A 22,462-nucleotide genomic window follows, 5' to 3' on the forward strand; every position below is an offset into this window, starting at 1 on the left:
CAAAAGAAGTGTCAGCAGCTGTGCTTCAAAATCTCCTGTTTGTATAATTAAAACGGATTATTACAAAATGGATTTTGAATTTCCATCATATTTGCCGGTTCTCTGCATAACACAGCTCGGGAAAACCACTTTCCACGGGACAGTGGAAAATCTGCCTTCAAAAAAGCGGCCTTATTCGGAAATGACGGTTCCCTTGTTCCGCTCGGCCAGCCCAGCCTTAATGCGGTAGACGGTGGCGGCGGCGTCCAGCTTCGTCTGCTCGCCGGAGATCATGTCCTTGCAGGCCACGATGCCCGCTTTGATTTCGTCTTCGCCCAAAAAGACTACGTAGGGAATCCGCAGCTTGTCGGCATAGGAAATCTTCGCCTTGAACTTCTTGTCCTCGCAGTGCAGCTGCGCCCGAATGCCATTTTCCCTCAGGAGCGTGGCAAAGGAAATGGCGGGAGCCAGATCGTCCGTCATGGGCAGGATCAACACGTCGGTGGGGGCAGTGGGCAGATCGGGATTCAGCAGTCCCTGCTCGCCCAGCACGTAAAACAGGCGGGTCAGTCCGATGGAGATGCCAACGCCGGGGAGCTGCTTTTCCGTGTAATACTCCGCAAGGTTGTCGTATCGGCCGCCGGAGCAGACGGAACCAATCTCAGGGTGATCCAGAAGCGCGGTTTCGTAAACGGTGCCGGTGTAATAGTCCAGACCGCGGGCGATGGTCAGATCCACTACAAAATTCTCGTCGGGAACTCCAAAAGAACCAAGATATTTGACCACCAGCGTCAGCTCGTCCAACCCCTCGTCAAACAGGGGATTGCGTCCGCGATAGCCCTCCAGCGCCTGCAAAATCGCCTCGCTGCCGCCGGTGATGGCAATAAACTTTAAAACCTCGTCGGCTTTCTCCGGGGAGATGGAGTAATCGTCCACCAGAATGGCCTTCACCATATCCGCGCCGATTTTATCCAGCTTGTCCACGGTGCGCATCACGTCGCCAGCCTGCTCCGAAAGTCCCAGCATGGCGTAAAACCCGTTTAAAATCTTCCGGTTATTCACCCGGATTTGGAACCGTTTCAGGCCCAGCGTGGAGAAAACCTTGTAAATGATGGCGGGAATTTCCGCATCGTTGATGGGGGCCAGCTTGCCGTCTCCGATGATGTCGATATCCGCCTGATAAAACTCCCGGAAACGGCCCCGCTGCGCCCGCTCGCCGCGATAGACCTTGCCGATTTGGAAACGGCGGAAGGGGAAGGAAAGCTCGTTGTAGTGCAGAGCCACATACTTGGCCAGAGGCACCGTCAGGTCAAAGCGGAGGCTCAGGTCAGCGTCGCCCTTGGAAAAGCGGTAGATCTGTTTTTCCGTCTCGCCGCCGCCCTTGGCCAGCAGAACTTCGCTGGCCTCGATAATGGGGGTGTCCAAAGGCGTAAAGCCATAGAGGGAGTAAGTCTCGCGCAGAACCTCCATAATGCGCTCCATCTGCTGCTGGGGCGCGGGAAGCAGCTCCATGAAGCCGGAAAGAGTGCGGGGTTTCAAAGTTGCCATAATAAAAAACTCCTTTATTCGTATTTTTTCTATTTGAAAGCAACGTAAAAATGATAAAAAGGCGCTCTCGTCCCCTTGGTTTGGGACGAGAGCGGAAAACGCTTCGTGGTGCCACCCAAATTCAAGAGGGGAACAGACTCCGCCTCTCCTTTTGGCCTCCATCGGTACGGGGAGGGACCGTGGGCGTCTCCGCCCCCGCTCCGCCGCTGTCCTTGGCCCGGTTCCACCCAAACGCTCTCAGCCATCGGCGTTTTTCTCTGTGGGTTGGTTTACGGGTTACTGCTGCGGCATCAACGCGGTATTTGAAAAGGCTGTGGGCGCGCTCAGCCCTGCGGATGGGTCTTGGGATTGACGATGTCACGCCAGTCCAGATCGCCCCGCGCAAGACCGAGAACCAGCATTTCCGCCGTGGCGATATTACTGGCGTAAGGAATGTTGTTCTGGTCGCACAGGCGGGAGATGTAGGTCACGTCTTCAGCCATGCTGGGGCTGTTGGGATCATCAAAAAACAGAACCAGATCGATCTCGTTATAGGCGATACGGGCGCCAATCTGCTGGCAGCCGCCATGGGCAAAGGACAAAAAGCAGTGAACGTCCAGCCCGGTAGCCTCGGAAACCATGTGGCCGGTTGTGTTGGTGGCAAACAGGGTGTGCTTGGAGAGAATTCCGGCGTAAGCTGTGCAGAACTGGACCATCAGGTCTTTCCGGTTGTCGTGGGACATAATTGCAATATTCATAGGAAAACTCCTTTCTATTTTATGCGCATCAGGGGAACGCGCTGTCCCATGAGACGCCGGGTTATATTTCGATAGGCGGTGGAGGCCAGAGTGTCGTCCGTCAGCAGTAATGGGACGCCCCGGTTCAGCGCCAGCGGCAGTCCGTCGTCCTCCGGCACCACCCCAATCAGGGGCAGGCCTGCGGTGTCAATGGCGTCGTCAATGGTGGCGTGCATGTTCCGAAGCAGTTTTTTGCGCACCCGATTGACCACCAGATGCAGCCTTCCCCGAGGAAAGGATTCCAGTTCCATCACAGTATGCTGTGCGTCCCGCAGGGATGCGGCGTCCGACGTGGTAACGAGAATGCAGCGGTCCGCCCCGCACACGGCGAGACGAAATCCGCCGTCCAGCCCGGCTGGGGCGTCTAGCAGACAATAATCATACCGTCTGCGGACCTGCCCCATCAGGACACGAAACTGATCTTCGCTCACAGGACGGCCCCGGTTGCGCACCGGCGCGGTGAGCAGATCCAGCGTGGGGAGCCGGGATTGGCTGACCACCGCCTTTTCCAGCGTACAGCGGCCCTGCGCCACATCGGAGAAGTCCATCAGGGCTTTATCCGTCAGACCAAGCGCCAAATCCAAGTTTCGAAGGCCAACATCGCAGTCAATGCAAAGAACATGCTTTCCTGCCTGCGCCAGAGCGGACCCGACCCCTGCCACAAAGGAGGTTTTGCCGGTGCCACCCTTCCCGGAGACAACGGCGATACATTCACCCATCTGGACCTCACCTCTTTTATATCCTGATTCTACAGGATGAATTCGCCAAAATCAAAACAATTTAATCAGTTGAAACAAAAATTTTGCGTATCTGCGTTTAAGCAGGGAATGGGCGTCACTTTGACGCGGAAAGGGGCGCTTTTTTGATCTTTGTGAAGGGCCGCGGATATTTCGGCGGCGTGGGCTTCACTTTTTCAATCAGAACCGCCCGGTGGACAACGTCTGTTCCGGGAATGACATAGTCCTTGGTTCCCGTAATCCGTCCGCCCAGAAGCTGAACCGCCCTTGCGGCGGCGTCCAGCTCCTCGCCGCTGTCCACGGATTTCATGGCCAAAAATGTGCCGCCGATCTTCACCAGCGGAAGGCATAGCTCCGCCAGAACCGGAAGGGAAGCCACGGCGCGGGAAACCGCCACATCGAAGGATTCCCGGTGCTCTGCCGCGAATTCCTCCGCCCGCTGGTGAACGCAGTGTACGTTGTTCAACCCCAGATCGTCGCAGACCTCCTGCAAAAAGGTGACGCGCTTGCCCAGAGAATCCAGCAGGGTCATTTTCACGGAATCGTCCAAAATGCGGATGGGCAGACCGGGAAAACCGGCGCCGGTGCCTACGTCCACCACCGCTTTGTCGGAAAAGTCCAGAATCTTCAACAACGCGGCACTGTCTAAAAAGTGAAGGCGGGCCACATCCATCGGATCTGTGATGGCTGTCAGGTTCATCACCTTATTTTTTTCCTCCAGCGCAGATGCATAGCGCAGCAGCGCAGGAACGCTGTTGCCGGAAAGGCCCAATTGGGAAAGGCCGTCTCGCAAAACTGTTTCCATCATTTCTGCTGTTCCTTCAAAAGATCCCGAATTTCTGTCAGCAGGGCTTCCTCTTTGCTGGGGGAGGGAGGAGGCGGGGGTGCAGCCTCTTTCTTCTTATGAAAGCGATTGATCCCCTTCACCAGACAAAAAACGGCAAAGGCGGTAATCAAAAAATTCAAAACCGCGGCCAGAAAGTTCCCGTAGGGAATGACGGTCAAGTTGTCCCCTACAACCACAGACATGGTGGAAAAGGAGACGTTCCCGGTCAGCAGGCTGATCAGCGGCATCATAATATCGTTCACCAAAGAGTCGGCGATGGATTTAAACGCGCCGCCCACGATCACGCCCACAGCCATATCCATCACATTGCCTCGGGCGATAAATTGTTTGAATTCGGAGATAAAACCGGTGGATTTTTCCGCCATGAGATACGTTCCTTTCTTTTTCATTAGTTACTTACTTTGAATCCGTTGCGGCCCAATGGATTCAGGAGTCTGACCGGAATGGAGCCGATTTAGAGCCGAAAACGATGCAGAGATGCCGAAACGACTGCGCTATTGGCTCTAAATCGGAACAACAATCCGTATTATTCTAACATAATTATACAGACTGAAATATTATGGAAAATTACTTGTGTTTGGGCGTCAGCTTTTCCTTGCCGCCCATATAGGGCTGCAGAACCTTGGGAATGAGAACGGAGCCGTCCGCTTGCAGGTTATTCTCCAAAAATGCAATCAGCATCCGGGGAGGAGCCACGCAGGTGTTGTTCAGTGTGTGGCACAGCTGCATTTTTCCGTCGGCATCCTTGTAGCGGATGCGCAGACGGCGGGCCTGTGCGTCGCCCAGATTGGAGCAGGAGCAAACCTCGAAATACTTCTGCTGGCGGGGGGACCAAGCCTCGATGTCGCAAGACTTGCACTTCAGGTCGGCCAGATCGCCGGAGCAGCACTCCAGCTGACGCACGGGGATGTCCAGAGAACGGAACAGCTCCACGGAATATTTCCACAGCTGCTCGTACCACTCCTTGGAGTCCTCGGGCTTGCAGACCACGATCATCTCCTGCTTTTCAAACTGATGGATACGGTAAATGCCCCGCTCCTCAATGCCATGGGCGCCCTTTTCCTTGCGGAAGCAGGGGGAGTAGGAGGTCAGCGTTTCGGGGAGAGAATTCTCCGGAAGAATCTGGTCAATAAAACGGCCAATCATAGAGTGCTCGCTGGTACCGATCAGATAGAGATCCTCGCCCTCAATTTTGTACATCATGCCATCCATATCGGTCTGGGACATGACGCCCTCCACCACGTTGCCATGAATCATGAAGGGAGGAATGCAATAGGTGAAGTTTTTGTCGATCATAAAGTCCCGGCCATAGGCCAAAACCGCTTCGTGCAGCCGGGCAATATCGCCCAGCAGATAGTAGAAGCCGTTGCCGGAGACGCGGCCGGCGGCATCCATGTCAATACCGTCAAAGCTCTCCATAATCTCCGTATGATAGGGGATTTCAAAATCGGGAACCTTTGCTTCACCGAACCGCTGAACCTCTACATTGGCGCTGTCGTCCGGGCCGAGAGGCACAGAGGAGTCAATGATCTGGGGGATGACCATCATGCGCTTGCGGATCTCCTCATCCAGCGCCGCCTCCTGTTTTTCAAGCTCGGCAAGGCGCTCCGCTTCGTCGGTGACCTGCTTTTTCACAGCCTCGGCCTCTGCCATCTTTGAGGGGTCCTTTTTTGCCTGACCCATCAGCATACCGACCTGCTTGCTGAGGCGGTTCCGGTCTGCCCGGAGCTGATCGGCCTCCACAATTGCGGCGCGGCGCTTCACGTCCAGCTCAATGACCTCATCCACGAGGGGGAGTTTCGCGTCCTGAAACTTTTTTCGAATGTTCTCCTTAACGGCGTCGGGGTTCTCCCGGACAAATTTGATATCCAGCATGTTCGTTTTCTCCTTCTAAATACCATATCGGTTTTGTGTTAGAATTTATAAGAGCCTTGTACGGTGGCTTTTTCACCGATGCGCCGGTGCAGTGTCGGGCCGATTCTCCGTGTTCGTTGTTCGGTGGAGGGATGGATATGGAGTGAAGCGCGCCCCCCGTCCACATCTTCCACCGCGCTCTGCGCGGGAGAAGAGAGGAGGAATCACGGAATGAGTGACCTTTCGCCCAAAGGCGGAAGAGAGGGATATGAAGTTTATTCCGACGACATGACGGCTTCTTTCAATTGCTGATAGCGCTCGGCGGGGGAGACAACGTCGCCGATGGCGTCTTTCGAGAGCAGAGCGGGCTGGCCGGCATCCTCCATCGCCTGAATGGTCTGCTTACAAGCATTGCTGTCCTTGGCGGAAAACTCTTGCTGCAAGGTATACAGAGCCAGCAGGGCTGCGGTTTTATCAGAGCCGGTAGACTGCGCGGAATTCAATTCATCCAGTTGGGACTGAAGCGTTTCAATCTGCTTGTTGGCGTCCGTCAGCTGGGACTGAAGACGCATAATTTTATCTTGACTTTCCTGCAATTCCTGCAGCGTGGAAACGGAGCTTTGCAGAGTGCCGATGACCTCCTCGTTGCTGCGCTGGTGCATAAAAAAGGACAGCGCCATGAGCAAAAAGGCCATGATAAACAGGATCATGATATAGACAATAACGGGTTTGTTTTTCTGTCCCTTGGGAGAGGCTTCAGGCGCGGGAGTCGCATCATCGGCGCCCTCGCTGCGTTTTTCCAGTTTCATGGTTGGATAATTCCTCATTTCTGATCGGACTGGGTACGACGCACCTTCAGAAGCGCCAGCGCTTCCAACAGATCGTTTAAATCGTCCACTCCGTAATATTCCAATTCAATGCGGCCCTTTTTCCGGCCGGTAACAATTTTAACGCCGCGGCCCAGATGGGAAGCCAGATCTTTTTGTGCCTCAGCGGCATAGTCTACTTTTTCGGGGGGCGGGGCCTCAGGCTCCTTTTCCTCTGCGCTCAGCTTTTTAGCCAGTGCCTCCGTCTGGCGGACGGACAGCCCGCCGGAGATCACGCACCGAGCCGCACTCTCCTGCAATTCCGGGGACAGCGGCAGCAATGCTCTTGCGTGTCCGGCAGACAGGGAACCATCCTCCACCAACGCTTTTACAGCAGGGGAGAGGGTCAGAAGACGCAGAGCATTAGCCACGGTGCTGCGGGACTTGCCCACAGCCGCGGCCGCCTCCTCCTGCGTCATGTGATAGGACTGAACAAGAGACTGGAATCCGGCGGCTTCTTCCATGGGGTTCAAGTCCTCTCGCTGGAGGTTTTCGATCATAGCCAGCTCTGCGGCCTTTCGGTCGTCGGCCTCAATAACCACCACCGGAACCTGACTCAGACCCGCCATGCGGGCGGCGCGCCACCGCCGCTCTCCGGCAATAATCTGATAATAACCGGAGGCCAGCTTTCGCACGGTCAAAGGCTGAATGATCCCGTGGCGGCGAATGGAATCCGCCAGATCATTCAGAGCATCCTCGTCAAAGGATTTGCGGGGCTGACTAGAGCAGCTCTCCACCTGAGAGATGGGGAGGGAAAAGGTGCCGGATGTCTCTGTTTTCAGCACATCGTCTCCCAACAGGGCGCCAAGGCCCCGGCCAAGTCCGGATTTTTGCAATGCCATAGCGGCTCCTTTCCAAAATCAGAGATTCTTCTGTAAAAATTCGGCGGCCAGCGCGCCGTATGCTTCCGCGCCCCGGGATGTGCGGTCATATGTAAAGATGGGTTTTCCGTGGCTGGGGGCTTCGGAAAGCCGGACGTTTCGGGGAATCACCGTGGTATAGACTTGACCGGGGAAGTAGTGCTTTACTTCTTCCGCCACCTGAAGAGCAAGGTTTGTCCGCCCGTCAAACATGGTGAGCAAAACGCCTTCCAGTTCCAGCTTCGGGTTCAAGGAACGGCGGACAATGCGCACGGTGTTCATCAGGTCGCTGAGCCCCTCCAGCGCAAAATACTCACCCTGCACCGGCACGAGAATCGAGTCGGCGGCGCAAAGCGCGTTCAGCGTTAAAAGTTCCAAAGAGGGAGGACAGTCGATAAAAATGAAATCGTAATCCTCCGCCACCTGCGCCAGCGCGTCCTTCAGCAGATACTCCCTGCGCTCCATGGTAATCAGTTCAATCCCGGCGCCTGCCAGCGCTTTATTGGAGGGGAGTACATCGCCGTATTTCGTGGAAACCACGGCGTCCTTTGCCGCTGCTTCGCCAATCACCACTTCGTACACGCCCTTGGACAGGGTCTTGTCCACGCCCATGCCGGAGGTGGCATTTGCCTGCGGGTCAAAGTCGCACAAAAGCGTCCGCTGACCCGCGTCCTTTACTGCGGCGCACAGATTCACACAGGATGTGGTTTTTCCCACACCGCCTTTTTGATTTACAACCGCGATTATTTTCGCCAATACAGCACCCGCTTTCCCAAAAACAGCAGCCCGCCGGGGCAAAACCTTTTATAAACGACCCGGCGCGGCTTTCTGCAAATTCATTAAAAAGAATGGCGTTGCAGTCTCTTTCTGTCATGCGAGTATCATTATAACAAGATTCATTTTGAGATTCAAGGCAATTGCCGCAGAAAAACAATAAAACAGAAGAATTTTCGAATGAAATGCAATTTATGTGTAGTTTGTTCGGTTTTAGGCCATTTAAAACAAGAGAGCCAACGCTTTTTCGCGTGGACACACCGGACAGGAATGTTTCACGTGAAACATTCCGTGAGACTTGGATATATTTTGTGCGCAAACGCAGACAAGCTCATTCACTGAAATTTTAGAAAAATAGTAAAAGCATTTCGTGCAACCAAAAAGGGGAGGAGGGTATCGCAAAAAAGTATTCGCAAAATAAAAGGAAAGGGGAAGAATGTTTCACGTGAAACATTCTTCCCTTAAACGGTTCAAATAATAAGCAGTGCAGTTCGAGGAGGCAGTTCTAATTTTAAAACTCCGTCAACCGGGGAGAAGGCTCGACCGGTTAGAAAATCGCGGGCGGCAGAAAAGACCCAGGGAACTTCCATCGTCAGCGGTTCACGCCCCGCGTTAAACACGGCGGTGGTTGTCTCGTCCTCCCAGCTGCGGGAAAAAGCCAGCCCCGAGCCAGCGGCATATAGATAGCGAATATCGCCCCGCCGCAGAGAAACGCGGCTGTGACGAAGCTGCCCCAGACGAACATAAAACGCCCGCAGAGCCTGATCTTCCTTTCCCCATGGATAAGTGCCGCGGTTAAAGGGGTCTTCCCAACCCTCCATTCCGGCCTCGTCACCGTAGTAAATCATGGGGGAGCCGGGAAAAGCGTATAGTAAAGCCGCCGCAACCCGAAGAAGCGCCAGACCCTCGGTCCGCTGGTTGGGAGAGAGCAGAAAGTCCGCCCGCTCCGCCTTTGATTCCGGGACAGTGGGCGCGCCCAGCACCGTCAGGATGCGGGCGGTGTCATGGGTGCCGAGAAAATTCATAGCGCTGTAAAACGCGGGGGGAGGGTAGTTCTCCCGAATTGTCTCCATGGCCTGCACAAAGCTGCAAGCATCACCGCCCTGCAAATAAGCCAGCGCCGCCGTGCGAAACGGATAATTCATCAGCCCATGGGTTTCGCTGCCCAGCAGATACTTCCGTCGTTTAGAATAAGCAATCTTATTGGAGCCGTCCTCCCAAACCTCGCCCAGCAAAATACTGCCGGGCTTAGCGGTGTCCACCGCACTGCGCAGACGGGCAAGAAACTCGTCGGGCAATTCATCAGCCACGTCCAGCCGCCAGCCGGAGGCACCGGCCCGCAGCCAGCGGCGAATGACCGAGTTCTCGCCGTCGGCGATAAAGGCCCCGTAAGACGCAGAGCTTTCGTTGACAGCGGGCAAGGTTCGGATTCCCCACCAAGCCTCGTAATCATCAGGCCAAGGGTGGAAGGTGTACCAGTTGAAATAGGGGGAGTCCTGACTCTGGGCCGCACCCACAGTTGGGTAAAACCCCTCGGCGTTAAAATAGACACTGTTAGATCCGGTGTGATTAAAAACGCCGTCCAAAATCACCCGAATGCCATGGGTTTCCGCCTGCGCGCAGAGAAACCGAAAGTCCTCTTCTGTGCCCAGCATAGGATCAATTTTGGTATAATCCGCAGTGTTGTACCGGTGGTTGGAGGCAGATTCAAACACCGGGCAGAGATAAAGCGTGGTGACATGCAGCTGTTCCAGTTCTGCCAGACGGGAGGCAATACCTTGCAAAGAACCGCCAAAGAAGTCTCGGTTGCGGACCGCGCCGGTTTCATCGGGCCTCCAGTCCGGCGTGTCCTCCCAGTTTTCATGAACCATTCGGTCCCCTACCATTCCAGCGGGATCAGGGACGGACAGACGGCAAAAACGGTCTGGGAAAATCTGGTATGTAATCCCCTCGCCGAACCAGCGGGGCGTTGGATGGGAATCGTCATATACCGTCAACTGCCAGTCGGCGGGGAATCCGTCGCTGCGATAGCCGGAGCCGTCCAGATCACAGCCGGAGCCGTCCTCCCGCCAGAAGCGGAAATGGTACCAGAGAAGCTCCGGTTGCTGCGGCGCGTCTAAAGTCATGGAAAAGCGAAGACGGTCGCCCTCCGGGCCGTCGCAGTGCAGCTCGTGCTCCTCCCGCAGACCGGAAAACTCCAGATGAATGACCAGTGCGCAGTGGGTAAAGCCCTCCCGCGCCAGCGGGCGTACACAGAAAAGAACACTTTGGCGGCAGCGCACAGCGCCAAAGGGCGCTTTGCACAGCTCGCAGCGGGGATCAAAAACAAAGGGTTCGCTCATAACAAAGGAACAGTCCTTTCCAAAAATGCGGGCAAAAAAGCGGCGCAGTCAGAATTACCGGCGGGCCGGGCTTTGCCCGCCCGAGGACGGCCAAGCAACCGCCCTGCGGAATCCTGACCGCGCCGCGTACAAAGCGGTTCTGCGGGAATCAAAGGAGAAGGGAGGATGCTTACGGAAGCAGTTGATCTTCTCCGACAATCACAGTGCCGATTTCCTCTTTTGTGAAGTAAGCGTTGAGAATATCCACGGCGGCAGTTGCCAGAGCCGCACCGGAACCGCCCTTTTCGATGACAATAGCCACGGCAATTTCCGGTTCGTCGAAGGGGGCAAAGCAAACAAACACGCCGTTGTTTTTAATATCCTTGGAAATCTGGGCGGTGCCGGTTTTAGCGCCTGTTTCCACCACACAGCTGCGGAAATAGCTGGCGAGGCTGCCCTTGGTAGTCAGGTCGTGCATACCGTTTTTCACTGCGGCCAGATTTTGCGACTTGATGTCGATGGTGTTCAGCGGGTCGGGCACGCCGGTATAGACAATAGAAGAATTATCATAGGACTTCACGGATTTGAGCAGATGAGCCGCATAGTGGTCGCCGCCGTTGACAAGGGTGGCAATATAGTTGGCCAGCTGCAAAGGCGTGAACAGATTGTCCGACTGGCCGATGGCCGCCATGACGGTGTTGCCGCCGTACCACGTCTGACCCACAGACTCGGAATAGGCAGGCCCGGCCAAAATACCGGCGTCATCTCCGATTTCAATACCCGTCTTGCTGCCAAGGCCGAAGGCGGCGGCGTATTGGTCCAGTCGGTCGATGCCCAAACGATAGCCCATGGTGTAAAAATAGTAGTTGCAGGAGTTGGTGATGGCCTGTGTAACATTTTGCAGGCCATGGCCGCTGCGTTTCCAGCACCAGGCGCTGAAGGGTTCGGTTCCTGCGACCATATCGGGGTAATACCACCGGCCTGTGTCCCGAATCTGCTCCGTCAAAGTCACCACGCCGGATTCCAGAGCGGCAATGGCGGTACAGGGCTTGAAGGTGGAGCCGGGGGCATAGCGGCCCTGCGTTGCGCGGTTATAATAGGGCTTTCCCGGGTCGCTGCCCAAGGTGGCGTAATCCTGACTGTATGTGGCAAGATTGAACGTGGGATAGGAGGCCAGAGCGAGCACCTCTCCGGTTTTTACTTCAATCACCGCCGCGCCCGCGCCGCGGGTAACGTTGCCATCCTTATTTAGATTGGTAATAGTGTCTGACAAAGCCTGCTCCGTGGCTTCCTGCAGGCCCAAATCAAGTGTCAATGCCACGGTGTTTCCCGGCTCCGGCTCGGTGGTGTAAATCTCGCTGGTGATCTTACCCTCGGAGTTGGAGGAGATCAGACGCTTGCCGTCGACGCCCCGAAGGTAATCTTCAAACGCCAGCTCCACGCCGGATTTGCCGATCCAGTCCTCTCCATTATAAATGTTGGGGTCTGCGGCGGCCAGCTCCTGCTCGTTGATGCGGCCCACCGTTCCGAGAACATGGGCGGCAGAGGCGGTGTTGTACTCCCGGACAGAGGACGTGGAGACTTTTGCGCCCCGGTAGTTTCCGTCCTTTACCAGAGAGATCAATTCGGTGTCCACATCCTCTGCAAAAACATAGGCCGTGGTATTGATGATTTTACGAACCTCCAGCTCATAGCGCACGCCAACGACCGCCCGGGCGTCCGCGTCGGACCAGTCCGCCGGAATGGTGAAAAAGGTCCGCATCTGCGCCATCAAATCGGCAGGGGAGATGATGGAAGAGAGCAGGGCGTCGGTAACATTGTCCTTTTGTACGTTGGTGGACAGAGCCTTAAGGCTGGTTTGAAGAAATTTGGAGAACCGGTCCCGCTGAACCGTTCCAGCGGCGTCAACAATATAGGCATAAGGTGCGGACTTGCTGACGGGCAAATTGTCGTTCCAGACCACGCCACGCTGGCGGCACAGCTGAATCAGGCGCAAAATGGCCTCGTTCTCGTCATCTTCTTCGTTCAACAGGGACTTATCAAACGTCAGGGCATAGGTTTGCCGGTTGGAAACCAGAACCTGCCCGTTGCGGTCAGTGAGAATCCCGCGGGAGGCCTCCACCGTCTCCGTGCTGGTGATCGTGCGCACAGACTGCTCCCGATAATAGTCCCCCTGATTGATCTGTGTGTCGTACATGACACAGGTGTAAGTAATCAGGACGCAGAGCAGGAAACCGCCCAGAACGTATAAGCGGCGGTTGCTGTTGGGAATTGTTTCGTTCAAGGGAGTACCTCCAGAAAGTTAAACAAAAGCTGCGGCGAATTGTTTAAAATCTGCGGAGCAAGCCGCAGAGCGCATTTCGCGCCGCGTCGTTTATAAACGGGTGGGTTGGTTTTCAAGGCTCTTGCGCCAGACAAGCCGAAACAGAAAGTAAACGGGCAGAACCAAAGGAATGGACAGCGCCAGCTCCCGCCCGCAGACGGAGGCCGTCTCTGCCCATGCCGGACGGGAGGAGAACACAAAAATCAGCCCATGGAATGCACCGGTCAGGACAAATGCGGCCGCAGAGGTCACCACAGCGCTGAGAAAACCCGAGGATAGCACCTTTCGGGCCAGCGTTCCCGCCAGCAGGCCGGACAGAGGGAAAATCAACGTGTAAAAACAGGGAATGGGAGCGGAAATCGTCAGGTCGCAGACCACGCCAAGAGCCAGCGAGTAGACCATCCCGGACAAAGGCCCCTCCAGCGTGGAGACGACTGCGGCCAGAATGGGATAGATAAAGGGGAACACGCCCAGAACCGTCACATATTGCAGAACCAGCCCCTGTCCCACGCAGCACAGCAGCGTTGCCAGAGCATACAGCCCCCATTTATGAATGGTTTCCTGTCGGGGAGTCATAAAAGCCGCCTTTCAGTCCACAATGTCGAAGGATTTGATGATAAAGACCTGACTCAAAGCGTCAAAGTCCACGCTGGGAAGCAAAACGGCATAGGATGTGGCCCCGGAATCGTCGGTCTGGACTTCTTCCACCGTGCCAATCACAAGGCCGGAGGGATAGTAGCCGCCAAGACCGGAGGTCACCACCAGATCGCCGTTTAAAAGCTGCGCTCCGGCAGGGAGATAATCCAGCCGCAGCCGGCCCTTGCCCATCAGGGAGAAGTCCCCCTCAGCCACGCCGATGTCGTCTGTGCGGAAAATCTGAGCGCCCAAAGAGGTGTCCGTGTCGATAATGTTCAGTACAGAACACCAGTTGGTTCCCACCTCGCTGACCACGCCCACCAGATACCCGCTCTCAGTGACCACGCAGTCGTTTTTCTCCACGCCGTGCTCCGTGCCGCGGTTGAGCGTGAGGTAACTTGTCCAGTTGGAGGTGGAGTGCTCTGTAATGGTGGCAGCTTCAAAATCGCTGAGGTCCCGCCGCTGTTCCCGCAGATTCATCAGGGTCCGCAGACGTTTGTTTTCCTCGCTGTCGCTCTGGGCCTGACGGACCTGAGCCTCCATTTTGGCGATCTGCTGTTTCAATTCCTCGTTTTCCGCCTTCAGTGCCGTGGTGTCTTCATAATAGTTCTGCTTATCCGTCACCCAGTCCGCAATGGCGGTATAGGCCGCCCGAAAAGGGGAGGTAACCGTCTGCGCCAGATTCACCAGCGGGGAGGAGGTGGTGCTGAAAACGGACAGCAGAGCAAGACCCACGGCGATCACCGCCGTGGCAAACAATACCCAGAGTCCATATCGCTTCAGAAAATCTTTCAAGTCAACGACCTCGATCAGTCCTCAAGAATTCAAATCAATTAAAAAAAGCTGACGCCGAACCGTCCCAGCATCCGGCTCAGCCGCAGCATGGGAAGGCCCATCACGTTATAGAAATCGCCGTGGATTCCCTCCACCAAAAGCGCGCCGAGGCCCTGCACCCCATAGGCTCCGGCTTTGTCCATCGGTTCGCCGGTGCGGATATATTGCAGCAGCTCCATCGCAGAAGCGGTACGGAACAAAACCTCGGTGGATTCAGACTCCGTAAAGACCAAATCTCCCTGACGGACGGAAACGCCGGTACAGACCATGTGCGCGCGCCCCTGAAGCCGCGTCAGCATCCGCAGGGCGTCCGCCTCGTCGGCGGGCTTTCCAAGCCGCTCCCCATCCACAAACACCATGGTGTCCGCGGCAATCACGATCTCGTCCGGCGCGGCGCTTTCAGCCACGGCGTCGCACTTTTTCCGGGAGATATACTCCACGGTCTGTGTGGGATTCAATCCGGCGGGATAGCTTTCGTCGATATCCGGCGAGCGAATCTCAAAATCGGCAATCCCCATGCGGCGAAGAAGCTCCTGCCGCCGGGGAGAGCCGGAAGCCAATATAATTTTAGACATCTTTTGTCCTCCTGATTCCAAAAGCGGCCTCAGGCCGCTGAAAAAGCTGTTTTCAAGCTGTGCGCATCCCCTCTGAAGATGCAATTTACTTCCCTGTGGAGCCAAAGCCGCCCCGGTCCGGGCCGTCCAAATGCTCCACCGCCGTGAATTCCAGCCGGGGCTGGTGCTCCATCAGGCGGAACTGGCAGATGCGCGTCCCTTTTTCCACGGTCACATCCCGGGTGGCGTAAGCGGGGAAGCGCCACAGGTCATTGTCCCCGCAGTAGCTGTTGTCTACCACACCCATGGAATTGGTCTGCAAAATACCGTAATTCTTAAATGTGGAACTGCGGGGGACAATGTGGGCCTCATAACCCTCCGGCAGGGCAATGGCCACACCCAGAGGAATCAGGCGGAATTCACCCGCCCGCAGCGTCACCGTCTCCGACGCTTGAAGATCAATCCAGTCGGACTTTCCGTCCACGTAGCGCAGCGGCTCCAAATCGCCGCAGAGATAACGGACCTTAATATTCATTCATAGTACTCCAAAATCAATACGAATTGTAAAAGAATCTGTAAATATTACGAAGCGGATTGCAAAATGTCCTTATTCAACGCCCCGGTCAAAGAGACCCCGGGTAAATTCCTCCGGGACGGCTCCTCCGGTTTGATAGGTGTGGAAAATTCGGACGCACTCTGCCGCCGCCTCATCCGTGAACCGCAGGCGGGCAAAGGTCAGCCCAAGACGTTTCCAGTCATCCCGGTCGGCCAGATACAGCGGCTTGCAGTTTTCCACTTCGGTTCGGTGGCCCCAGACGGAAAGCAGGGGGAAAGACGCGCCGGTGCGGTCCACCAGAGCGTGAGGCCGTTCACAGGAACAGCCATCTCCATTTCGGGCCAGACAGTTCTCCGTAATCATCAAAGGCAGCCGCCCATAAACAATGGCCTCTGTGGGCAAAACCTTGGGCAGGTCCCGCATCTGGGCACCTCGCAGCTCAAAGGACAGCGTGGCGGAGCGCAGGCCCTTGCCCGCGAGATATTCGAGCGCCCGTCCGTTGAAAACATTCAGACCGAAATCCCCGTCCATGGACAGTTCGCTTTGGCGCAGCAGGGAGAGATGCCCCAAATTTCCCGCCAGCCCGGCAGAAACACCCAGAGCTTTGGCCCGGTCCAGCAATTCAAGAAGCCTTGGTTCATCCCGATCCCGCCACACGCGGGGGAGAATGACACAGTATTCCCCGTCAAATTCCGGCAGAGAAGACAGTGTATCAAAAAGATCCAGCGGGAGATCAATGCGAGCGGGGGCGCAGGCCAGCAAATCCTCCGTCAGCTGATCTACCCGGGCCAGAGAGCAGGTCAGCGCTGGGGCGTCTGCTGCGCAGCTTGCTTCCGCAAGTGCCGGGAGGGGCAAAACCCGCCGCTTGGGCGGCGCGGTGCGCAAAGCGGACAGGGCCGCGAGGCCGTCTCGCCGCAAAGCGTTTACCGCCGCTGCGGGAAGGGAAAGGCCGTCGTCTGCCGACACCGATATCTGCTCGCACCGATAGGCGGTGCCGCCGGTCTTTTTCAGCCGGACTTCCAGTTCCTCAGCCGTGACGGCCCGGTTCCGAGCCGCTTCCGGCACAGGGCCGGAGACGGTGGCGGCGTGGCCGTCCGCATCCCGGACGGTCAGCGTGCAGGGAGCGTCCTTGCGGAACGCCGCGTCCATGGTCACATCCACCGTCCGCAGTCCGCCTTTTTCCACGGCGGCTTTTGCCGCCGCAAACAGTTCCTTTGGCTCTTGCGCATCTGCCGGACGAATGCCGAACAGCGCGGGCCCGGTCGTGCCCTGCCAGTATCCATCGGTAAAACCGGTGCGGGAAAAGGCCGCTTCCAGCGCGGCGGATTCCTCTGCCGTTGGGCCGCGCCGCTCCCGCAGGAGCCGGGAATAGATCCCGGTGACCACTGCCACGTATTCCGGGCGCTTCATCCGCCCCTCCAGTTTCAGGCAGGCCACGCCCATCTTCGCCATGGCCTCCAGATTGCCGGCCAGACAGTTGTCCTTAAGGCTCAAGGGATAGCTGCTTTTTTTCGGCTTTCCCGCAAAAGGAGGGGGATTTGACTGACGGGCCGCGCCGTCTCCCGGGGTTTCCGCCAGCGTATAGGGCAATCGGCAGGGCTGGGCGCACCGGCCCCGGTTTCCTGACCGTCCGCCAATCAGGGCGCTCATGGCGCACTGGCCGGAGTAGCACATGCAAAGCGCCCCGTGAACAAAGACCTCGATCTCCGCCGGGCAGTTTTTGCAAATATGGGCGGTATCCTCCGCCGAGCACTCCCGGGCGATGACCACCCGCTCGCACCCGTCCTGCGCGGCCTCCCGCGCTCCGCCGGAGGTGAACAGGCTCATCTGGGTGCTGGCGTGAAGGGGGAGGTCGGGCAGGGCCGCGCGCATCAGGTCAAAAAGACCCAGATCCTGCACCAGCACCGCGTCCACCCCCAGAGCAGAGGCGGTTTTTGCGCACTGAAGCGCCGCATCCAGCTCCCGGTCGGTTACCAAGGTATTCAGCGTCAAATAAACCTTGACGCCCCGCTCGTGACAATAGGCCAGCGCCGCGGAAAATTCCTCGTCGGAAAAGTTTTTGGCGCTTTGCCGGGCATTGAAACTGCCCCAGCCCAGATAGACCGCGTCCGCGCCGCATTCCACGGCGGCGCGCAGAGATTCCGGGGACCCGGCGGGGGAAAGAAGCTCCGGACGCATCAGTGGCGGTTTCCGTTTCCGCCGTTTTTCGCATCCAATTTCTGCTGAAGGCGGAAAACCTCCCGCTTCAGATCGGATGCCTCCGCCTGCGCGCGGTTGGCTTCGTCCACATAGCCCTTGATCTGGCTCCGCAGTTTTTCCGCCGCCTCATAGGATTTGAACAGCTCGTCCGTAATGTTGGCCGCAGCCAGCACGGCGGCGTCTGTCCGGCCCACCTTGCCTACGTTGAGCATCTCGTTCATCTTCTCGCTGACGTAACTCCCCACTCTTTCCATGTATTCCGGGGATTCATCGGCCACAAAATTGTAGTCCTCTCCGCAGATCGTCATGGTGACACGGTTTTTCATACTGCGATTCCTCCTCTTTTGAAACTACCGCCCATAGAGCGGCATACTAACCCATTTTTATAAGTAAATATTATAACACATCTGTCTGTGAGATTCCAGCTTTTTTCGGCTCCCGCCTAAAGTTTTGGACTTGTCAGAAGCGGCCAAGTCGTATACAATGGGGAATGTCAAAAAACTGGTGCCACTTTGGCGGCCCAGATCTACACAAGAGAAAGGGGCGAACCGGGTGGCGGGGATTTTAAGACCGATGGGCGACGAGAGCGTCACCGTGTCCGGCGCGGCCCTGCGCCGCCTGCTGGAGCGGGGAGACGGGGATGCTGCGCTGCTGTATTTGGCGCTTTTGCGCCACCACGGCATGGTTCCTCCCCGGTCCTTGGCGGGAGAGCTGCGATGGGAGCGGCCCCGCATTGAGGCAGCGGAAGAGGCGCTGCGCCAGCTGGAACTGGTCTCCGCCCCGGCGGCGGAGATTCCGGAGCCGGCGGACGAAAAGCCGGACTATCATCAGGAGGACGTCACAGGCGCGCTGGCGCGGGACGAGCAGTTCCGCCTGCTCACCGCCGAGGTGGAGCGGAAGCTGGGCAAAAAACTGTCCACGCCGGACCTAGGTACCCTTCTTGGCCTGTATGACTATCTGGGCCTGCCCTCCGACGTGATTTACCTTCTGGTGTGCCACTGCGCGGAGCGCATTCAGCGGCGGTACGGCGAGGGTCGCCGCCCGACTCTGCGCCAGATTGAAAAAGAAGGGTACTCCTGGGCGCGGATGGGAATCGACACCCAGACCGGCGCGGCGGAGTATTTGAAGAAGTACGCCATGCGGCAGGAATCCATGCCCGCCTATATGCGGGTGCTCCAAATGGGAGATCGGCTCCCGGTGGCGGCGGAAGAAAAATATCTGGCCGCGTGGCAGGAGTGGGGATTCCCGCCGGAGACGGTGGCCGAGGCCTATGAGAAGACAATCTTGAAGTGCCATGAGCTGAAGTGGCCCTACATAAACGGCATCCTGAAAAAGTGGCACGAGGCGGGGCTGCACACTCCGGAGCAGATTGCGGCAGGGGACCGGCCCCGACCCCGGGGCGAACTGCCCCACCGGGATCAGCGCCCGCCGGAAGACGAGATGCGCCGGTATGTGCAGGCGCTGCACCGGGGAAAAGAGTAAGGGGGAAACGGAGTGTCCTACGACGGAAAAATTATGCGTCGGGCCATGGCCCGGCAGGAGGCGGATCGCCGCCGTCGGGAGGAGAGCTTCCGCCGCCGGCAGGAGCAGGTCTATGCCCGCGTTCCCCGGCTCAGGGAGATCGACGGAGAGCTGACCGCCACCATGAGCCGCATCATTGCCTCTGCTCTGCGCCGGGGAGCGGACCCTCGTCCGGCGGTGGCCGTTTTGCGGGATAACAATATGAGTCTGCAGCAGGAGCGGACGCGCCTGCTGTCGGATTTGGATTTACCGGCGGATTATCTGGAATACAAGCCCGCCTGTCCGCTTTGCAATGACGTAGGGACCCGGGGCGAGGCGGTGTGCGCCTGCCTGCGGCGGTACTATGCACAGGAGCAGCAGGCGGAGCTGTCCCGCTCTTTGGATTTGTCGGGGCAGAGCTTTGACACCTTTTCTTTGGACTGGTACGACCGCCTGCCGGACACGCATTTCGGTATGTCCCCCCGGGAGAACATGGAGACGGTGTATGAAGTCTGCGCCAACTATGCCCACGCCTTTGGAAGGCGCTGCGGAAATCTTCTGCTGTATGGCAAGCCGGGACTGGGGAAGACCTTCCTCTCCGCCGCCATTGCGGGGGAGGTCAGTAAAAACGGATTTTCTGTGGTATATGACACGGCGGCTCATGTGTTTGCTCGGTTTGAGGACCGAAAATTCGGCCGGGATGAGGGAGAGGGAGCCGCGGAGGATATTGAGCGCATCCTTCGGTGCGACCTGCTGATTTTGGATGATTTGGGCACAGAGATGACCACCACGTTTGTCCAAAGCGCGCTGTATGAAATCGTGAATACCCGCCTTTTGGAGCGCCGGGCCATGATTTTGAACACAAACCTTTCTCCGGATGAGCTTTCCCGTCGGTATGGCGGACAGATTGCCTCCCGGTTGGAGGGGGAATATCAGATTTTACCGTTTTTCGGGCAGGACATCCGAAGACTGAAAAAGGAGCGGGGCTGAGGCGTTTGAAGGAAGGAGTGTCTTCCTATGGAAATCACGGGAAAAACGTGGGTGCTGCTGGTCGTACTTTTGCCGCTGACCGTCTTTAATACGGTTCGCATGGTTCGGGCGGGACAGTCCGTGCGGGCGGTTTTGTATGTGCTGGCTCTGGCTGCGGGGCTGACTGCCGCGGCGCTGGTCGCTTATTACGCCAGCCGTATTTCATAGCGGTGTGTCTCCGTGGGAGAACCTTGGAGCAAGGCCGACCGAAAGGGGAGAGACGGTATGCAAAGCACCCGTTTGTTTCAAATCCTTTACTGTCTCTTGGAACGGGACGGCATGACGGTTTCCCAGCTGGCGGAAAAGCTGGAAGTTTCCACCCGCACGGTGCGCCGTGATCTGGACGCGCTCTCTGCGGCTGGAATTCCGATTTATGCGGCCCGCGGACGGAAGGGCGGCGTTCGCCTGCTGCCGGATTTTGTACTGTCAAAGACCCTGCTCTCAGCCAGAGAGCAGGATGAAATCCTGACCGCTCTCCAAAGTCTCAAAGCCACCGGTTCCGGTGTGGAGAGCGAAGTGCTGACCCATTTGAACGGCCTGTTCCGCCGCAGCGCCACCGACTGGATTGACGTGGATTTTTCTCCGTGGGGCGGGGGCCCAGCCGCAAAAGCCTTGTTTCCCCAACTAAAGGACGCGATTTTGGAGCGGCGGCGGGTGACGTTTGACTATTTTGCATCCAACGGCACATCCAGCCGAAGGACGGTGGAGCCGTGCCGCCTGTGCTTTAAGGGGGCCAATTGGTATTTGCAGGGCTGGTGTCTTTCCCGGAAGGATTTCCGGGTGTTTCGCCTTAGCCGCATAGAGCGCCTTGCGGTGGAGACAGAAACGTTCGCACCCCGGAGCGTGCCGCCTGCGCTGGACGGTGAGGATGCCAGCCCGCCTGTCCGTCTTTTCCCTCTGACAATTCGGTTTTCTCCGGCCATGGCGTTTCGGGTATACGATTCCTTTCGGAGGGGAGAGATCGAACGCGCTGACGACGGCAGCTTTCTTGTCCGCACCATGTGGCCTGCGGGGGATTGGGCGCTGGGCTATCTGCTCTCCTTCGGGGCGGCGGTGGAGGTATTGGACCCACCGGAGATGCGGGAGGCACTTCGGCAGGAAATGAGCCGGATGCTGAAAAAATATCAATAACTTTTGGAAAAGCGGACAGACTCTGTCCGCTTTTTTCTGTTATTGTGTGGATACAAAACAAGAAGCGCCGCGATTGCGGCCACTTAAAAATTAGGAGGATGGAATCATGGAATACGAGATTGTGGAGCTGAAGGCCCGCACTGTGGTGGGCATGGGGATTCGTACCCGAAATGACGCGCCGGATATGGCGCAAAAGATTGGCGGCGTCTGGGCCGCGTTTTTGGGCGGTGAGCGGACAAAGGTAAACAGCGCGCCGGATGCGCCCTGCCTTGGCCTGTACACGAATTACGACTGGGCGGACGTCAGTTACGATATGCTGGCCGCAACGCAGGGAGAAACCTGCCCGGAGGGTTTTCGGCGTGTGGAAATTCCAGCGGGGAAGTATGCGAAGTTCACTTTTCACGGCGATGTGCAAAAGGCCACGGCGGAGGCTTGGGGCAGGATTTGGGCGGAGCCGCTGCCCCGGGCCTGCCAGGTGGATTTTGAGGAATACGGCCAGCCCGGCCCGGACGGTCAGGCGGACATCAGCATCTACGTTGGTTTGGCGGATGTGTGCCAGTCCTGCGGGATGCCCATGACTGAGGAGGCCCAGCGCGGCACGGAGAAAGACGGAAGCAAAAGCGCGGAGTACTGCTGCTATTGCCGGAAAAACGGCGCCTTTACCGCTGATTGCACCATGGAGGAAATGATTGATTTCTGCTTGGATACGGAAGAGGGCAAGAAGCTCTATACCGACCGGGAGCTGGCCCGCAGCCAGATGCTGGCGTATTTTCCCACGCTGAAGCGGTGGAAGGATCAAGCAAAAAAGTAAAGCATCCCCTATATAATGTCTGCTGAACAAAGCAAAAACACAGTGATATCAACACTTGCAAGGTGTTTTTGCTTTGTTTATGTGCAAGGTTTTGACCGAAAACCGTTAAAAACCTTGCACATTTGATTTGCGGCGTGTGTCCGCAGATCAAATTAGACAGTCATCAAGGCATCTGAAACGGGAAAACCCGCGGGTTTTCCCGTCCAAAAGGGCAGGAACTGTCCTTTTGGCAAATGCGATACGCAAATTGCATTTGTTCAGTGGACATTATATACGCGAATTAGCGGACTCTTAAATTAAAAATCCCCGGACGGTTTTAATACAAAT

Annotated in this window: 22 protein-coding genes; 5 read left to right on the top strand and 17 right to left on the bottom strand. The window is 56.9% G+C overall.

Annotated features, from left to right (window positions below):
• Window positions 1–171 precede the first annotated feature (171 nt).
• From hisS to ON16_RS06870, 17 genes are all read right to left on the bottom strand, one after another.
• On the bottom strand, window positions 172–1,527 hold the full coding sequence (gene hisS, locus ON16_RS06790; protein ID WP_040660561.1) for a histidine--tRNA ligase: 1,356 nt from the start codon (window positions 1,525–1,527) through the stop codon (window positions 172–174).
• A gap of 323 nt (window positions 1,528–1,850) precedes the next feature.
• The gene (locus ON16_RS06795) at window positions 1,851–2,264 is read right to left on the bottom strand and encodes a methylglyoxal synthase (protein ID WP_040660563.1); all 414 of its coding nucleotides are present in this window, start codon (window positions 2,262–2,264) and stop codon (window positions 1,851–1,853) included.
• Between the two features lie 14 nt (window positions 2,265–2,278).
• Entirely contained in the window at window positions 2,279–3,022 is a 744-nt protein-coding gene (minD, locus tag ON16_RS06800; RefSeq protein WP_040660565.1) for a septum site-determining protein MinD, read from the bottom strand.
• A 115-nt stretch (window positions 3,023–3,137) separates the two neighbouring features.
• Window positions 3,138–3,848, bottom strand: coding sequence for a 16S rRNA (guanine(527)-N(7))-methyltransferase RsmG (gene rsmG / locus ON16_RS06805; protein ID WP_369384298.1), 711 nt, complete (start codon window positions 3,846–3,848; stop codon window positions 3,138–3,140).
• Window positions 3,845–4,252: a large-conductance mechanosensitive channel protein MscL gene (gene mscL, locus ON16_RS06810; protein WP_040660568.1), complete on the bottom strand. Its 408-nt coding sequence runs from the start codon at window positions 4,250–4,252 to the stop codon at window positions 3,845–3,847. Before mscL ends, rsmG begins: the two co-directional genes overlap by 4 nt.
• 202 nt (window positions 4,253–4,454) lie before the next feature.
• Window positions 4,455–5,762, bottom strand: a complete 1,308-nt coding sequence (gene serS / locus ON16_RS06815) for a serine--tRNA ligase (protein WP_040660571.1) — start codon at window positions 5,760–5,762, stop codon at window positions 4,455–4,457.
• Window positions 5,763–6,016: 254 nt separating this feature from the next.
• Window positions 6,017–6,550 carry a hypothetical protein gene (locus ON16_RS06820; protein ID WP_040660573.1) on the bottom strand — a complete coding sequence of 178 codons (534 nt, stop codon included), beginning with the start codon at window positions 6,548–6,550 and terminating at the stop codon, window positions 6,017–6,019.
• Window positions 6,551–6,564: 14 nt separating this feature from the next.
• Entirely contained in the window at window positions 6,565–7,449 is an 885-nt protein-coding gene (locus ON16_RS06825) for a ParB/RepB/Spo0J family partition protein (protein WP_040660575.1), read from the bottom strand.
• Window positions 7,450–7,467: 18 nt separating this feature from the next.
• The gene (locus ON16_RS06830) at window positions 7,468–8,223 is read right to left on the bottom strand and encodes a ParA family protein (protein ID WP_040660577.1); all 756 of its coding nucleotides are present in this window, start codon (window positions 8,221–8,223) and stop codon (window positions 7,468–7,470) included.
• Window positions 8,224–8,711: 488 nt separating this feature from the next.
• Complete coding sequence (locus ON16_RS06835; protein WP_040660580.1) at window positions 8,712–10,583, bottom strand: glycoside hydrolase family 13 protein; 1,872 nt, start codon at window positions 10,581–10,583, stop codon at window positions 8,712–8,714.
• A gap of 169 nt (window positions 10,584–10,752) precedes the next feature.
• Complete coding sequence (locus ON16_RS06840; protein ID WP_040660582.1) at window positions 10,753–12,846, bottom strand: penicillin-binding transpeptidase domain-containing protein; 2,094 nt, start codon at window positions 12,844–12,846, stop codon at window positions 10,753–10,755.
• 90 nt (window positions 12,847–12,936) lie between these two features.
• Complete coding sequence (locus ON16_RS06845) at window positions 12,937–13,461, bottom strand: hypothetical protein (RefSeq protein WP_040660584.1); 525 nt, start codon at window positions 13,459–13,461, stop codon at window positions 12,937–12,939.
• A gap of 12 nt (window positions 13,462–13,473) precedes the next feature.
• Window positions 13,474–14,316, bottom strand: coding sequence for a rod shape-determining protein MreC (mreC, locus tag ON16_RS06850; RefSeq protein ID WP_040660586.1), 843 nt, complete (start codon window positions 14,314–14,316; stop codon window positions 13,474–13,476).
• Between the two features lie 38 nt (window positions 14,317–14,354).
• Window positions 14,355–14,930, bottom strand: a complete 576-nt coding sequence (locus tag ON16_RS06855) for a Maf family protein (RefSeq protein ID WP_040660589.1) — start codon at window positions 14,928–14,930, stop codon at window positions 14,355–14,357.
• A gap of 85 nt (window positions 14,931–15,015) precedes the next feature.
• Window positions 15,016–15,444, bottom strand: a complete 429-nt coding sequence (locus tag ON16_RS06860) for a dUTP diphosphatase (protein WP_040660592.1) — start codon at window positions 15,442–15,444, stop codon at window positions 15,016–15,018.
• A gap of 72 nt (window positions 15,445–15,516) precedes the next feature.
• A complete protein-coding gene (locus ON16_RS06865) occupies window positions 15,517–17,643 on the bottom strand; it encodes a U32 family peptidase (RefSeq protein ID WP_040660594.1) in 2,127 nt (708 codons plus the stop codon).
• The gene (locus ON16_RS06870) at window positions 17,643–17,990 is read right to left on the bottom strand and encodes a cell division protein ZapA (protein ID WP_040660596.1); all 348 of its coding nucleotides are present in this window, start codon (window positions 17,988–17,990) and stop codon (window positions 17,643–17,645) included. Before ON16_RS06870 ends, ON16_RS06865 begins: the two co-directional genes overlap by 1 nt.
• A gap of 226 nt (window positions 17,991–18,216) precedes the next feature.
• Between ON16_RS06870 and ON16_RS06875 the strand changes: the two genes are divergently transcribed.
• The 5 genes from ON16_RS06875 (at window position 18,217) to ON16_RS16350 (ending at window position 22,135) form a co-directional block, all read left to right on the top strand.
• Window positions 18,217–19,146 (top strand): DnaD domain-containing protein, encoded by a 930-nt coding sequence (locus tag ON16_RS06875; RefSeq protein WP_243441785.1) that lies wholly within the window; start codon window positions 18,217–18,219, stop codon window positions 19,144–19,146.
• Window positions 19,147–19,158: 12 nt separating this feature from the next.
• The gene (locus ON16_RS06880; protein ID WP_040660598.1) at window positions 19,159–20,154 is read left to right on the top strand and encodes an ATP-binding protein; all 996 of its coding nucleotides are present in this window, start codon (window positions 19,159–19,161) and stop codon (window positions 20,152–20,154) included.
• Window positions 20,155–20,181: 27 nt separating this feature from the next.
• A complete protein-coding gene (locus tag ON16_RS06885; RefSeq protein ID WP_040660600.1) occupies window positions 20,182–20,361 on the top strand; it encodes a hypothetical protein in 180 nt (59 codons plus the stop codon).
• Between the two features lie 57 nt (window positions 20,362–20,418).
• On the top strand, window positions 20,419–21,324 hold the full coding sequence (locus tag ON16_RS06890; protein ID WP_040660602.1) for a helix-turn-helix transcriptional regulator: 906 nt from the start codon (window positions 20,419–20,421) through the stop codon (window positions 21,322–21,324).
• 106 nt (window positions 21,325–21,430) lie between these two features.
• Complete coding sequence (locus tag ON16_RS16350) at window positions 21,431–22,135, top strand: zinc ribbon domain-containing protein (RefSeq protein ID WP_081579613.1); 705 nt, start codon at window positions 21,431–21,433, stop codon at window positions 22,133–22,135.
• Window positions 22,136–22,462 lie beyond the last annotated feature (327 nt).

Origin of the sequence: Oscillibacter ruminantium GH1 (genome assembly GCF_000307265.1) — a bacterium.
Taxonomy (GTDB): Bacteria; Bacillota; Clostridia; order Oscillospirales; family Oscillospiraceae; genus Oscillibacter; species Oscillibacter ruminantium.

What these genes read in the sequence shown, in the direction of transcription:
- hisS (WP_040660561.1), bottom strand. Translation starts at nt 1,527, where the DNA reads ATGGCAACTTTGAAACCCCGCACTCTTTCCGGCTTCATGGAGCTGCTT.
- ON16_RS06795 (WP_040660563.1), bottom strand. Translation starts at nt 2,264, where the DNA reads ATGAATATTGCAATTATGTCCCACGACAACCGGAAAGACCTGATGGTC.
- minD (WP_040660565.1), bottom strand. Translation starts at nt 3,022, where the DNA reads ATGGGTGAATGTATCGCCGTTGTCTCCGGGAAGGGTGGCACCGGCAAA.
- rsmG (WP_369384298.1), bottom strand. Translation starts at nt 3,848, where the DNA reads ATGATGGAAACAGTTTTGCGAGACGGCCTTTCCCAATTGGGCCTTTCC.
- mscL (WP_040660568.1), bottom strand. Translation starts at nt 4,252, where the DNA reads ATGGCGGAAAAATCCACCGGTTTTATCTCCGAATTCAAACAATTTATC.
- serS (WP_040660571.1), bottom strand. Translation starts at nt 5,762, where the DNA reads ATGCTGGATATCAAATTTGTCCGGGAGAACCCCGACGCCGTTAAGGAG.
- ON16_RS06820 (WP_040660573.1), bottom strand. Translation starts at nt 6,550, where the DNA reads ATGAAACTGGAAAAACGCAGCGAGGGCGCCGATGATGCGACTCCCGCG.
- ON16_RS06825 (WP_040660575.1), bottom strand. Translation starts at nt 7,449, where the DNA reads ATGGCATTGCAAAAATCCGGACTTGGCCGGGGCCTTGGCGCCCTGTTG.
- ON16_RS06835 (WP_040660580.1), bottom strand. Translation starts at nt 10,583, where the DNA reads ATGAGCGAACCCTTTGTTTTTGATCCCCGCTGCGAGCTGTGCAAAGCG.
- ON16_RS06845 (WP_040660584.1), bottom strand. Translation starts at nt 13,461, where the DNA reads ATGACTCCCCGACAGGAAACCATTCATAAATGGGGGCTGTATGCTCTG.
- ON16_RS06855 (WP_040660589.1), bottom strand. Translation starts at nt 14,930, where the DNA reads ATGTCTAAAATTATATTGGCTTCCGGCTCTCCCCGGCGGCAGGAGCTT.
- ON16_RS06860 (WP_040660592.1), bottom strand. Translation starts at nt 15,444, where the DNA reads ATGAATATTAAGGTCCGTTATCTCTGCGGCGATTTGGAGCCGCTGCGC.
- ON16_RS06865 (WP_040660594.1), bottom strand. Translation starts at nt 17,643, where the DNA reads ATGCGTCCGGAGCTTCTTTCCCCCGCCGGGTCCCCGGAATCTCTGCGC.
- ON16_RS06870 (WP_040660596.1), bottom strand. Translation starts at nt 17,990, where the DNA reads ATGAAAAACCGTGTCACCATGACGATCTGCGGAGAGGACTACAATTTT.
- ON16_RS06885 (WP_040660600.1), top strand. Translation starts at nt 20,182, where the DNA reads ATGGAAATCACGGGAAAAACGTGGGTGCTGCTGGTCGTACTTTTGCCG.
- ON16_RS06890 (WP_040660602.1), top strand. Translation starts at nt 20,419, where the DNA reads ATGCAAAGCACCCGTTTGTTTCAAATCCTTTACTGTCTCTTGGAACGG.
- ON16_RS16350 (WP_081579613.1), top strand. Translation starts at nt 21,431, where the DNA reads ATGGAATACGAGATTGTGGAGCTGAAGGCCCGCACTGTGGTGGGCATG.